Genomic DNA, 13,282 nt, shown 5'->3' on the forward strand with positions numbered 1-13,282 from the left:
ACAATGTAACACCATAACATAACGGTCAAATCACAAAGGCGTGTGATTAACGCCTAACGTATTCAAAACGCAGAGATATTCTCGGGACTTTTTCCTATTTCGGCAGGGAAATAATCGCGCGCAGGCCGCCCATCGAACTTTCGCCGAGAGCGACTTCGCCACCGTGGCTCTTGGCGATATCGCGGGCGATCACAAGGCCAAGTCCGCTGTTGCCTTCGTCCTGATTGCGGGCGTGATCGAGACGGTAGAACGGACGGAAAACGTTCTCGCGTTCTTCCTCGGGGATGCCGGGGCCGTCGTCGTCGACCTCGATGCGCACCCAGCGGCCTTCGGGCGCGACGCGGATGATGATGCGGTCGCCGAAACGCGCGGCGTTCGTCACGAGGTTCATGATCGCGCGCTTCAGGGCCTGCCGTTTCAGCGGCAGGATGATGTCGCCTTTGCTTTTACGGATTTTGAGATCGATGTTGCAGGCATAGATCGACGCGTCGTCGACGATTTCCTCGAGCAGCTCCTTGAGATTCGTCGGCTTGGCTTCCTCGCCGCCGTCGCCCTTGGCGAATGCCAGATAGTCTTCGAGCATGTGCTGCATCTCGTCGACGTCGCTCGAGAGTGCGCGCGTCTCCGGCGTATCGTCGAGCAAAGCCAGCTCGAGCTTGAAACGCGTCAGCACCGTTCGCAAATCGTGGCTGACGCCGGCGAGCATCGTGGTGCGCTGTTCGACGTGCTGCTTGATGCGGTCGCGCATTTGCAGAAACGCGAGGGCGGCCTGACGTACTTCGCGCGCGCCGCGCGGTCTGAAGTCATCCGGGATGCCGCGGCCTTTGCCGAAGGCGTCGGCAGCATCGGCGAGTCGCAGAATTGGCCTGATCTGATTGCGCAGAAAGAGAATAGCGACGGTCAGCAGGATGACCGAGGAGCCGACCATCCAAAGCAGAAAGATATGGGAGTTCGACGCGTACGTCTGGCTGCGGGTCGCGACGAACCGCAGAATGGCATCGTCGAGCTTGACGCGGATTTCGACGTTCTGGTCGCCGACGGTGTTGATCCAGAACGGCAGCTGGACATGTTTGCGCAACTCATTGGAGAGCGCGCGGTCGAGCAGCCGGAAGAACGGCTTCGGCCCAGGCGGGGGAAGATCGCCGTTGGGGAGAACTTCCATCGCCAAGTTGAGGCGATCGCGCGCGAGATCGATGATTTTTTGAGGGCCGTCCGACTTCGGCAGATCCTCATAGACCTCGATCAGCGCCGCGATGTCACGAGCCGTCGCTTCCGACAGGCGGCGCGTCACGGCCTGCCAATGGCGTTCCATGAATGCGAACGCAATGACGCCTTCGAGGACGACGATCGGTGTGATGATGATCAGCAGCGCTCGGGCATAGAGGCCCTTCGGGAGCATCTCGGCGCCGATGTTGAGCAGTCCCACGACATACGGGTGCTCGCGGAAACGACGATACCGCGAGGCGTTGCTTCCGGCATCCGGTGTCGTTTCGGGCACAACAGCCATTCGTGAATTTTCCGCCGCTCGCGTGTCCGGAGGGGAACCCCGTCATCGCGGTCAATTCGTGTAGTGGGCTCAATCGGTGTAGAGAATATAGCCCTTGCCTCTTACCGTCTGCAGGTAGACAGGGTTCGACGGGTCGGCCTCGATCTTGCGTCGCAGGCGATTGATTTGCACGTCGATCGCGCGTTCGCTTCCCGTGCTGTCATCGCTCGACAGTTCATGACGGGGGACGGCGACGCCAATGCGCTGAGAGAAGAGCCTCAACAGATCCCGCTCGCGCTCGGTGAGCTTGATCGCTTCATCGTCGCGTTTCAATTCACCGCGGGCAATGCTGAAAACGCAGCCGCCCATGCGGATCTCGTCGCGCGGGGCGGACTGCACCTGGCCTCTACGCAAGATATTGCGAAGGCGGAGCAGCAACTCGCGAGGATCGAACGGCTTCGAGACGTAATCGTCGACGCCGGCTTCGAGGCCAGAAATCCGGTCCTGGGCTTCGGCGAGGGCCGTCAACATGCAGATCGGGACGGGGCGCGTCAGCTTCAGATCGCGTGCGAGGGAAAGGCCGCTTTCGCCGGGCATCATCACGTCGAGAAGCACGAGATCGAATGCCAAGCCGCGCATGAACGCGCGGGCTGCTGCGGCATCCGCCGCCTCGGTCACGCGGAAGCCGTTACTCGATAGAAAACGCCCGAGAAGTCCTCTGATCTTCTGATCGTCGTCTACGACCAGTATGTGCGGGGCGTTGTCCGCCAAAGGCTCGGCTCGTTCCTGGGCCATCAGGGCTCTCATGTGTTGCAATCGGGTGCAGCTTCCGAAGTGTCAGCGCGCTGACCCTTGATGAGGGTTTCTACCTGGGGCCGGTTTTTCTCAGTGATCATCCCAAAGAGAAAATTTCTCGCAAGAGCATCAGCGCCAGGGCCGAGGTTCGCGAGCGCCCCCTCGATGCGTTTGGCCTGAATTTGTGTCAGTTTATCGTTCAGCCGCGCGCCCTTGGCTGAGAGGTATAGCCGCCGTTCGCGCCGATCCTCGTTTCCGGCCTTCTGTATGATGAATCCCTCATCGACCAGCTGCTTGAGCACGCGCGCCAGCGACTGCTTGGTGATTTTCAAAATATCCAGCAATTCCGCGACCTTCAGGCCCGGAATACGGTGCACGAAATGCAAGACGCGGTGGTGGGCGCGGCCAAAGCCGTACTGAGCCAGGATTGCATCCGGGTCGCACGTAAAATCACGATAGGCAAAATAGAAAAGCTCTATGTACCCGATCAGATCGAAGAGCGGAGAAGGCCGGTCATCTTCCGCCGCGGCGGGGGAATGCCCAGTTGCGCCAAGGTGTTCGGACGGGCCTTCTGACGTTATGTCAGCCATGTTGACTTATTGGCCTCGATTGTATTCTGTTGCAAGCTAAAATGCTGGCTTGTCCCGGCAGGTCTCTGCTTCTGCGCGTGGCGCGCTGAAACGCACGTCAAAGGCGTCTGCAGCCTGCCAGGTCCCTCTCGAGACGCCCGACAGAACCCGGCAACCGGTAACTATAAAAGCCCTGGAAGGAATTGGACTGGCATGGCCGACCTCATCCCCTATCACGATCGCGACGGGCTCATTTGGATCGACGGAACCCTCGTCAACTGGCGCGACGTGAAGGTGCACCTTCTGACGCACGCGCTCCATTATGCGAGCTCGGTGTTTGAGGGCGAGCGCGCGTATGGCGGTGAGATCTTCAAGCTCACCGAGCACAGCGAGCGCCTGGTCGAAAGTGCCCGGATCCTCGATTTCGAAATTCCTTATTCGGTCGCCGAGATCGATCAGGCCTGCCGCGATGTCATCGCCGCAAACAAGCTCTCGGATTGCTACGTTCGGCCGATTGCCTGGCGCGGCAGCGAACAGATGGGCGTCTCAGCGCAACAGGCGAAAATTCATCTCGCGGTCGCGGCGTGGGATTGGGGCTCCTATTTCCCCATGGAGCAGCGCCTCAAGGGCATTCGCATCACCGACGCCGTTTATCGCCGTCCCGATCCGGCCTGTGCGCCTTCGAGGGCCAAGGCTGCGGGTCTCTACATGATCTGCACCATCGAGAAACACCGCGCCGAACGCGCCGGATACTCGGACGCGTTGATGCTCGATTGGCGCGGCCGCGTCGCCGAATGCACCGGCGCCAACATCTTCTTCGTGAAGGATGGCGTGGTGCATACGCCGGAGGCCGATTGCTTCCTCAACGGCATCACGCGCCGCACCGTCATCGATCTTGCGAAGGCGCGCGGCATCACTGTCGTCGAACGTGTGATCATGCCGGAAGAGCTCGGCTCATTCTCCGAGTGCTTCATCACCGGCACGGCGGCGGAAGTCACGCCGGTTTCTGAGATCGGCGAGCACAAATACAAGCCCGGTTCCATCTCCGAAACTCTTCTCAATGACTATATGGAACTGGTGAAGCCGAAGAAGCGCGTCGCTGCGGAATAGGCGCTTATTACGGAGTTTCCGGCTTGCGCCGAGTCGCGCACAGGGTGATGCTTGTGCTTTGCGGCTTGAACTTGTCCGGTACTTCAAATGGCGAGAGCATTACTTGTCTTCGCTGTACTGATCACCGCATTTTGCGGTTCGGACGCCGCCTTGGCTCAGGGCCCAGGCGGCGATCCCGGTATCCAGCTCAATTGTCAGTCGATTTTGACCTGCAATTTTAAACGCAACCGCGGTTGGCGAGGGTGTCTGTCATCCTATTCCTGCCGGAAATGCGAATTCGTTCGCGGGCCTTGTCCTGGCGGTGGCCCGAGAAAGCGCATTTGCGATCAAATGGTATGCGACTGGGCGGGAAGCTAGCCGCTCGAAGCTTGTTTGTTATCGGCTAGCCGGGCGACCGTTCAGGTCAGGCGTGACGGCGTGCGGGGCCTGCTCTTTGGCAGGCGAGTTGCGCAATATGAGAGGTGCGCAGATGGCAAACAAGAATGCGGCGATGGTGATAAACAACGCGCCTACTGCCATCGGCGACAGCGAGACCCCTGACAAATAGGCGATCAGCTCGACCACAACGCACCAGAAAAGAGCAGGGGCGATCGACGCGATCGCTAGCCCGACGAACCGCGCGGAAGGGCCCCAATGCGCCCTACGAACGGCGGTATCGGTGGACGAAATCACAGCTGTCGTGGCAGATCGCATGGCGGCGAGCTCGACCTTTCGTCGTGTCATTCACTAGAATTCAGTGAACCCCCGACGGGCGTCCTGAATTCTTCGGTAACTCAATGACGCTAAGCGGCGACGCTAAAGACTCGGTAAACGCAATTGCTCGAATGCGAACTAACGGTGCCGAATCAATGTTGCACCGAGTTGACGCTTTTGGCGAACAATTGGTTCCCCTCAGCGAAGTTAACAACGTTTCGAATCACCGAAAGCGACCTACGACTGTTTGGCGGGGAATCGATTTTTGGCAACCGGCCATTCTGTAGATGCCCGAAAGCCTGTGGGAATCCGGAGCATAAGACGGGCATTTCCGGCACGGTTTGCGCTCGGGGAGGCCGGTGATACATCTCATCGAGCATAATCGACCGTCGCCGGAAACGCGGTCAGGAACAGGTCGATTTTGGAAGGGTGCTGACGGGCCATGCGTGTGACGGATGCTCTCGAGATCGCTGAAACGGAACTCGAGGAACGCTTCGTGCGCGCGTCGGGACCAGGCGGCCAAAACGTCAATAAGGTTTCGACGGCGGTCGAGCTTCGCTTCGATCTCGGGGCAAACACATCCATTCCCGATTACGCGCGCGATAAGCTGAAACGTCTTGCGGGCCGCCGTTTGACGATTGAGGGCATCATCGTCATTCAGGCAGATCGCTTTCGCAGCCAGGAGCAGAACAGAGCCGATGCTCGCGCGCGTCTCATCGAACTCGTCGAGACCGCGTTGGAGCGTCCGAAGCTCAGGATCAAGACGAAGCCGTCTCGCGGCGCACGCGAGGAACGGATCAAGGCGAAGACAGTGCGCGGGCATGTGAAGAAGATGCGCAGCCGGAAAGTTGATTTCGATTGATCAGTGCGAAATTTGCGCTGCGTCGCCGCAGCTCTGCTCCCCCGTTCCTTCCCCGAGAATGTCCCCAAGAGACTGTTCTAACGCATGCTATTCACCGGGCCTTACCCCCGGTGGTACACTTGTACCACCTCCCGCGAGGCGATATATCCGTAATGCGGATAAAGGGTGGGGGCCTCAATGCACGGATTCAAAGGGGGGAAACCCTCGCGCGTCAAGCTGGACCGCGCCAAATGGCATAATCCGCTGATCTCCGTCGTTATCACGCACTGCAATTATTCGAGTCATCTCCGAGAGGCTATACTCTCTATCCTCGATCAAACTCACGAAAATTGGGAGTGCGTTGTCGTCGATGACGGATCGGATGCCGAGCATCGCGATGCTGCAGCAAAAATCGTAGCTGAGATAAACAACAGCCGGGTGACGATCCTTACACTCGATGAAAATGTGGGGCAGGTCCCCGCTTTCTTTGCAGGCGTTGAGCGGACGACGGGCGATTTCGTCTGCTTGCTCGATCCGGACGACAGGTACGCCAGGTCGTTTCTGGAAGAGGCGCTCGCCGCGCATTTGGGCTCCGGTGTCATGTGCCCAATCGTTTGCACCGAACAATACTTGACGAGCGAACGCGGTATAATTGGAAGTGGATTGAGAGGCGACCTCTACACCGCTGGGATGCCGCCGTACGGAAAATATCTCGAAGCGCGCAAACCCGAAAAGTCGAGGCTCTTGTTCACCTGGCCGAACACACCGGGGTGGCATTGGACGTCCACGTCAGCGATGATGTTTAGGCGAACTGCACTGAAGTTGCTCAAGCCCAATAAGAAGCTTGCCTACAAGAGATGCGCGGACGGCTATCTGGCCCAAGGAGCCCATGCGTTAGGGGGAACCTTGTTCCTTCAGAAGGCTCTCGTTTACCGAACGCTTCATGCGTCAAATGCATGGATCGATTCTGATATTTATGCGTCGGGACAGGACATGCAGCGCAAAGGTGCGCCGCAATGGGCCAAGGTAGCAGTTGAAGATGCGATCGAAGCGATCAGAGCCAATGGGTTGCCGGAGTTCAGACGCGATCCCCCGAAAGTATCCGCACCCGCTTCAGCTCCCGCACCGGCTTCAAAAAACGTCGAGGTCCAAAGGCGTGGGATGCGCCGGCATTTAGAGCGGTGGCGAAAGTCCATCCGCAAACGGGTTGCTTTGCCCGTGATCTTGGACGCGATGGCAACGGCGCCCGTGATTTACCTATGTGGCAGCATCGTAGCGATCTAAATCTGAGGCTGAATTCAAGCCAACGAGGGGCAATGCAGGTCATCGAAATCGATGAAGGGTCGAGTGGGCTGGACCGCGCGAAGTGGGGAAATCCCCTGGTTTCGGTCATCGTCACGCACCACAATTATTCGGACCACCTCCGAGACGCTATACTCTCTATCCTCGATCAAACTCACGAGAATTGGGAATGCGTCGTTGTCGATGACGGATCGGATGCTGCGCATCGCGAAGCGGCGATCAAAATCGTCGCCGAGATGAACGACAGCCGGGTGACGATCCATACGCTTGGCGAAAATGTGGGGCAAATCCCGGCCTTCTTCACAGGCGTTGAGCGGACGACGGGCGATTTCGTCTGCTTGCTGGACCCCGACGACAGATACGCCCAGACGTTTCTGGAAGAGGCGCTGGCCGCGCATTTGGGCGCCGGCGTCATGTGCCCGATCGTTTCAACTGATCAATACCTGACGACCGAACGCGGCATACTTGGAAGAGGTTTGAGAGGCGACATCTATACCGCTGGAATGCAGCGTTACGGAAATTCTCTCGCAGTTCACGACCACGAAAAGCCGAGGCTCCTGTATATCGGGAAAACAACACCAGGGTGGCATTGGACGTCCACCTCAGCGATGATGTTTAGGCGAGCTGTATTGAAGTACCTCAAGCCCAACAGGAGTCTGGCTTATAAGGATTGCGCGGACGGCTACCTCGCCCCAGCAGCACACGCGTTGGGCGGGACCTTGTTCCTCCAGAAGGCGCTCGTTTACCGCACACTTCATACATCGAACGCATGGATCGACACGAACATCTACTCGTCTTTTCAGTACAAAAAGCGTAAGGGCGCGCCACATTGGGCCGATCAAGCAATTAAGGATGCTGTCGAAGCGATTCGACACAATGGGCTGCCGGAGTTCAGGCGCGCTCCGCCGAAAGGGCCCGAGCCCGCTCCCTCTCCCGCATCCGATCTGAAGAAAATTGATGTCCCGCAGCGTGGAATGCGCCGGCATTTAGAGCGGTGGCACCAATCAATCCGCAAGCGGATCGCGTAAGCGGAGACGTTTCGTCGTTCGCGATCGACAGTTATGGGATCGCGGATCGGGGAGGCGGAGCACAGCCCGTCACCGGGCGCCGACGGGCTTATTGCAACCTCAGTCGGGCCAATAGAGGCGAGATGCGGTTCGAACTTTTGGGCCGCAGGACGCCGGCATCTACAAGCCGTTCGATATGGCGGTCGGCTCCGAACCTGGAGATCAGCTCGGCGCGACCGGCTTCGGCGCGACGTGCATAAAATTCCGGATCGTCCTGAAGCTTGCTGACAAGCGACAAAACCTCGTGCGGCTCGCAGTAGAGCGCGGCGCTTTTGAATAGCGGTTCGAACGAACGCGGAAGTATCGCCGGCACGCCGGCCAGCATTGCTTCGCAAGGAGCGCGTCCGAAGGCTTCGACCCAATCGGGATGATGGAAGTAGACGTAGACGTCTATCGACTGCAGGAACGCTTCCGGGCCGAACGGATCGAATTCGAGCACGTTCCAATTCGGCGGCATTGAACCGAGTATGCGTGCCGGTACTTTCGCACCACCCAGAATCTTGACGTTGATGCCCTCAGCATCCGGGTAAGCTTGACGTATCGTTTCTGCAGTGTCCGGCCATTTTTCGGAGCTATCGCGCGAGTGCCGGCCGATCACGAACGGTCTCGATGGATGTCGCCGTGTCGTGCTCGCCGGGATACGGAAGACATTCGGCCAGAGATCACCGAGCTCCACGTCCTGGCTTCGGGGGCCGCGGGAGTAACTTTCGACGAGCGGGCTGTTCGCGCGCAATTCGGGCACGTGGCCGAGCGTTGCCTTGACGTTCGCTATGACGTCGACCAGCTCGTAATCGACGACGCCGTTCCCGCGTAGGGCGGGATGATTGACGACGACGATGACCCGATCTGTTTTGAGATTTCCCGGCAGGAAGTCGCGGGTGCTGGCGACTGTCGGGTGCCGGATGATGGTGAGTGGCGCGTAGACCTTTGCTGAATTCTCCAGGAGATGAGCACGGCCGTTGTTCAAGCACGTCGCGATCTTCGGGCCTATAGGAACCTTCTTGGACGGAATTTGCGGCGAAGGAGCATGGAAGAGAGCGGTCCGCAGCCCTGCCTCGTGCTGGATATCGATTTCGGTAGCGTTTGACGAACCGGTGCCGCCGGGAAATCTAATATCGGTGATCAACGCAATGTCGTAACGATGCCGAAAAAGCGGCGATGAAATGCTTCTGATCAAGTTCATGCAACACCGATTGGTTCGCTTTAGCGTACCATTGGAATTTCATGAATTGTATGGCATGCACATCGCAATTCACAGCAATCGGATCGGAGAGGCGGCCTAGTTAGGAAGTCCTATGACCGACCTTTCCGAGCGCATCATCAGTCATTACGAACGCCACGCGCTGGCTTGGGATGCCGATCGCCGCGACGCGGGGTGGAACGACAAACGGTGGCTCGATCAATTTGTCGAGGCTCTCCCGCACGGCGCAGCGATACTCGATCTCGGCTGCGGCGCGGGCGAGCCGATCGGGCGCCATCTCGTGGAGTGCGGGTTCCGCGTGACGGGGGTCGATGCTTCGCCGACCTTTATCTCCCTTTGTCGAAGCCGCATGCCCGATCAAGAATGGACCGTCGCCGACATGCGATCCATCTCGCTCGGAAAACGCTTCGACGGCATCCTTGCGTGGGACAGCTTCTTTCATCTCAAGCCCGACGATCAACGCAAGATGTTCCGGGTGTTCGCAGTGCATGCGTCAGCGTCGGCGCTGCTGATGTTCAATAGCGGGCCGGCTCACGGAGAAGCCATTGGTTCCTATCGCGGCGATCCGCTTTATCATGCCAGTCTCGATGCCGCCGAATACCGGGCATTGCTCGCGGCCTCGGGATTTGACGTCATCGCCCACACGGTTGAAGACCCATTGGCCGGTGGGCGGACGGCGTGGCTCGCGCGCTCATCGACGACCTAGTCTTGTCCCTCCGAGCCATGACCGACTTTGGCTCGGCGCAAAACCTTCGATGATTCAAACAGTGTTCGTGGTCGCGAGAGACGGGCTTGAGCCTAATCTGTCCGCCCTGGGTCTCGCCGACTCCAGCCGCCACAGCGACTCGACCTTCCATGCGTGCCGATCCGGATCGTAGGCGAAGACCTGCCCGGCGGCGATGTCGAAAACCCAATCGCAATTCAGTTTTTGGCCTTCGAGCCAGGGAAGCGTCGAAAGCTCGATGACATAATCTTTCGATGCTGCATCTCTCTGGGCGTATGAGAATTCGCAATCGAGCATTTCGCGGATCGGCGCGAGGTCGTTGCCGAGTCGGCGTGCTATATCGACGAGCGGTCGCTGCTGCGTAATCGCGCGATGCCGGCTCCTGGCTCGCACCGCATGGTTGCCGACCACATACAGGCACTCGATTGCGTCGTTGGTGACCTTCATGAGATGGATTGCAAACGGCGGCTTCATCTCGAGCAGGCGCCAGTCCTCCTCGTACGCGCCGCTTGGTGCGTATTCCATCATCACGCTTCCATTGTCTTTCCACTCGAGCCAGCCCGGTTCGGGAAAACTCACAACCGGCTGAAAGCGAAAGAGATCGAGCGAAATTGGCCAGATTGCCGTTGGGTAGGGAGTTGCGGCCGGATCGAATAGCGTCGTCGCGGCAAAACAGTCCTGCTCGGCCAAGGCCAACAGTTCGTCCGGGGTGCAGCTCTCGAGCCCTGTACGGTGGCGCATATCGGGACGGTCAGCTGAAATGCGAATGTCGGCGACGCCGGATGCCGTTTGAAGCCAGAGGACACGCGTCGTGCGGTCCACCGTTCCGTCCTTGAAGTCGATGCTGTGTCGCTTCCAGCAGCCGATGAGCTGCTCCGGCACCGTCCGTTGGCCGGTTTCTGTTCCTTCAACAAGTGACATGCAAGCCATTCCAGGGCTCTCCTCTGTGTTCGTCTCGGCGCGCGTTCAGGATACGCGGGTGCCCTTCAAGGTCGATCGCGGCTCTTGCTTCGCGGCGCCGTTGGCGACCGCCTCGACGGATTGCGCGCGACGCGTCATTCGATTTTTCAGAAGCACCGCCGGCGCGATTTTATTGCCGTGCTTCCTGCGATATTCGCGCGGAGAGAGCCCCGTCAGATCGGCAAAGGCGCGCGAGAACGATGCACCGGAACCGAAGCCGCACGCGCATGAAATCTGTGTGATGGAAAGGCCGCTGAACAAAAGCAGGGAGCAGCTGTGGTTGATGCGCTCCCGCATGTAGAAAAGCTGAGGCGAAGATCCGAGCACATTCCGCCAAAGGACCTCGAGAGATCTCGTCGATACGCCGACTTTTTCAGCAATGGCCGGAATGCTGAGCGGCGCTTCGATATGCGATCGCATTACGTCGATCGCCTTTTGAACGCGCCGATCGCTGTTTCCTTCAACTGTATTTCGCGTGCTGCGCTGAGACAGGTGCGGAGATCGCGGCGAGTGGGAAATCAACTCCGCAGAAAGCGCCTCCGCGAATTCTGCGCCGAGTATCTCGCCAATGTACTCGACCATGGTGTCGACCGTCGAAAGATGGCCGGGATATGTTAGGATGTCGCCATCCCGGATCCACAGCCGATCGACGAATTCTACCGCGGGATAGCTCTCATGTGCCGCAAGCATCAGATCGACGTGGCATGTTGCGATCCTACCGTCCAACATGCCCGCGCTTGCGAGAAGGAGCGGTGCCTGGTCGGCGGCTGCGATAAGTGTGGATGTCTTTGCGAGCTTCCTGACCGCGCTATGGATAACAGGGATCAGCGCAGGAGCGGGATTGATGTGGGAGAGAACGATGGATAGAGCGCATTCGCCGGAGAGATTAAGTGTGGCTGTCGGCGCGATCACCCGGCCGTTCGTCAGTGTAACATTCTGATCGTCAATAGTCAGAATATCGACGCAGAACAGCTTCTTATTGAGGAGTCCATTGGCAACGCGGAACAGCTCCTGGTGCAGTGTCAGATCGAGTTCCGTCGAGCCGGGGAGAACCAACACCCTGACCTGATAGGCAGCGGCGGGCACCGGTTGCATCTTCTGGCCGTTGCTCGGAGGCAGCTCGTTTACGGCACAACCAGGTGTCTTTCGGTGCTCCACTAAACCTCCCCCATCATTGCCGAAATCGAGCGGCTCCAAAGCTGCGTTTCAACTCGTGCGTCCTCTCGCGTGCGGGATTAGCCGCGTATGCAGATTAAAATGATGAGCGCGCGCGTACTTGTCATATGGCGCATCTCCGCTGCGCATTATGGCAAGCTCGCCCCTGGACCTCAACCTATCTTGACATCCAGAGCAGCAGAGTTTCGCAAACCTTCTGCAGCTTTCGGCGAGCTTGTCATTCGGAGCCGCCGGCGCGAACTCGGGCGGATGCAATGGTTTAAAAAAGCACGGATCGGGAGATTTAACAGTGAGCCGCTATTCCAAAGCCGCACTGCAACAGGCCTATCACCACTGTTGGTTTGTCGTCGCTCGCAGCCAAGATATCTCAAAGCCAAAAGCAGCTGTTCTCTTAGGGCGCGATCTCGTCGTCTTTCGCGATAAGGACGGACAGGCTCGTGTCACCGACCGATATTGCGTGCATAGAGGAGGAGATTTGGCGGGCGGCGAGGTTTGCGATTCTGGTGTTCGTTGTCCCTATCACGGTTGGACGTATGACGGCAGCAGCGGAAAATGCACCGGAATTCCGGCGCTTCCGGATGCTTCGAAGTTCCCACCAAATGCGCCGGCCATTCGCGCATACCCGGTGATCGAACGCTTCGAGCATATATGGACGTGCCTCGAAGAGCCGATGTTCGATCTTCCGAATCCTCCGGAAATCCAAAATCTGAAGCTCGACTGGCGCGCGGCAGCGCCCATTCCGATGGATATCGGCTTCATGGCCGCCACTGAAAATTTCAATGACATGGCGCACTTTGCTTTCGTGCACTCAGGATCGATGGGTAACGTCAGCCCAATCGTCGATTCCATGCAGATCCATCGTAGCGGTCGCGAAGTTTCGACGACCATCTTTTATCCGAGAGTGGAGGGGTCCGAGTTCTCCTCGATGGGTGAATCGTGGATGCACTATCATGTCTACGCGCCCGGCATCGCGACCATTCTCTATGACTACGGCGAAGGCGGGCATCGCTACCTGGTCGACTTTCCGTCTCCGGTCGGGCCCGAAAAGTGCATCGTCTATTGGGGCAGTGCGACGTGTTCCGACTTCAAGCACGGGACAGCGGACGACATTCTCGCTCTCGAAACAAAGGTATTCGAGGAGGATACGCCGATCGTCAGCAGAATCGTGCCGAAAGAGGTGCCGCTCGACGGCAAGGTGCGAGAGTTCTCCTGCTCGGCGGATATCGTGACGCTCAACTATCGCCGCGCCGTGATGGATGTCGTCGACAAAATCCAAGAGCGATTTGGCTATGTGCAGAGCGAGGCCGCCGAATAGGCGGTCTCGAAACTATCCGCAATTCAACTGTGCGATCGGCACG

At 58.5% G+C, this 13,282-nt stretch carries 12 protein-coding genes; 6 read left to right on the top strand and 6 right to left on the bottom strand.

Going from position 1 to position 13,282, the window contains the following annotated elements:
• Positions 1-94: 94 nt before the first annotated feature.
• The 3 genes from AC1DK3_RS12490 to AC1DK3_RS12500 all read right to left on the bottom strand — a co-directional run bounded on the left by AC1DK3_RS12490 (position 95) and on the right by AC1DK3_RS12500 (position 2,871).
• Entirely contained in the window at positions 95-1,507 is a 1,413-nt protein-coding gene (locus AC1DK3_RS12490) for an ATP-binding protein (RefSeq protein WP_339082669.1), read from the bottom strand.
• Positions 1,508-1,576: 69 nt separating this feature from the next.
• Positions 1,577-2,281 (bottom strand): response regulator, encoded by a 705-nt coding sequence (locus tag AC1DK3_RS12495; protein WP_339082671.1) that lies wholly within the window; start codon positions 2,279-2,281, stop codon positions 1,577-1,579.
• An 8-nt stretch (positions 2,282-2,289) separates the two neighbouring features.
• Positions 2,290-2,871, bottom strand: coding sequence for a MarR family winged helix-turn-helix transcriptional regulator (locus tag AC1DK3_RS12500; RefSeq protein WP_477192512.1), 582 nt, complete (start codon positions 2,869-2,871; stop codon positions 2,290-2,292).
• Positions 2,872-3,063: 192 nt separating this feature from the next.
• On the opposite strand from AC1DK3_RS12500, the gene AC1DK3_RS12505 reads away from it, so the two are divergent.
• The 4 genes from AC1DK3_RS12505 to AC1DK3_RS12520 all read left to right on the top strand — a co-directional run bounded on the left by AC1DK3_RS12505 (position 3,064) and on the right by AC1DK3_RS12520 (position 7,824).
• Positions 3,064-3,960 (top strand): branched-chain amino acid aminotransferase, encoded by an 897-nt coding sequence (locus AC1DK3_RS12505; protein WP_477192513.1) that lies wholly within the window; start codon positions 3,064-3,066, stop codon positions 3,958-3,960.
• A 1,135-nt stretch (positions 3,961-5,095) separates the two neighbouring features.
• Positions 5,096-5,515 carry an alternative ribosome rescue aminoacyl-tRNA hydrolase ArfB gene (arfB, locus tag AC1DK3_RS12510; RefSeq protein WP_477192514.1) on the top strand — a complete coding sequence of 140 codons (420 nt, stop codon included), beginning with the start codon at positions 5,096-5,098 and terminating at the stop codon, positions 5,513-5,515.
• Between the two features lie 177 nt (positions 5,516-5,692).
• Positions 5,693-6,778, top strand: coding sequence for a glycosyltransferase family 2 protein (locus AC1DK3_RS12515; RefSeq protein ID WP_477192515.1), 1,086 nt, complete (start codon positions 5,693-5,695; stop codon positions 6,776-6,778).
• Between the two features lie 32 nt (positions 6,779-6,810).
• Positions 6,811-7,824: a glycosyltransferase family 2 protein gene (locus tag AC1DK3_RS12520; RefSeq protein ID WP_477192516.1), complete on the top strand. Its 1,014-nt coding sequence runs from the start codon at positions 6,811-6,813 to the stop codon at positions 7,822-7,824.
• An 88-nt stretch (positions 7,825-7,912) separates the two neighbouring features.
• On the opposite strand, the gene AC1DK3_RS12525 is transcribed toward AC1DK3_RS12520, so the two are convergent.
• On the bottom strand, positions 7,913-9,046 hold the full coding sequence (locus AC1DK3_RS12525; protein ID WP_477192517.1) for a glycosyltransferase: 1,134 nt from the start codon (positions 9,044-9,046) through the stop codon (positions 7,913-7,915).
• A gap of 112 nt (positions 9,047-9,158) precedes the next feature.
• Here AC1DK3_RS12525 and AC1DK3_RS12530 point away from each other — a divergent pair, with 112 nt between their 5' ends.
• Positions 9,159-9,770: a class I SAM-dependent DNA methyltransferase gene (locus AC1DK3_RS12530; RefSeq protein WP_477192518.1), complete on the top strand. Its 612-nt coding sequence runs from the start codon at positions 9,159-9,161 to the stop codon at positions 9,768-9,770.
• Positions 9,771-9,824: 54 nt separating this feature from the next.
• Here AC1DK3_RS12530 and AC1DK3_RS12535 read toward each other — a convergent pair whose 3' ends face one another.
• A complete protein-coding gene (locus AC1DK3_RS12535; RefSeq protein WP_477192519.1) occupies positions 9,825-10,709 on the bottom strand; it encodes a hypothetical protein in 885 nt (294 codons plus the stop codon).
• Between the two features lie 45 nt (positions 10,710-10,754).
• Entirely contained in the window at positions 10,755-11,834 is a 1,080-nt protein-coding gene (locus tag AC1DK3_RS12540) for a GlxA family transcriptional regulator (RefSeq protein WP_477192520.1), read from the bottom strand.
• A 379-nt stretch (positions 11,835-12,213) separates the two neighbouring features.
• Between AC1DK3_RS12540 and AC1DK3_RS12545 the strand changes: the two genes are divergently transcribed.
• Positions 12,214-13,239: a Rieske 2Fe-2S domain-containing protein gene (locus AC1DK3_RS12545; RefSeq protein ID WP_477192521.1), complete on the top strand. Its 1,026-nt coding sequence runs from the start codon at positions 12,214-12,216 to the stop codon at positions 13,237-13,239.
• Positions 13,240-13,282 lie beyond the last annotated feature (43 nt).

The organism is Hyphomicrobium sp. 01T421 (assembly GCF_056398805.1).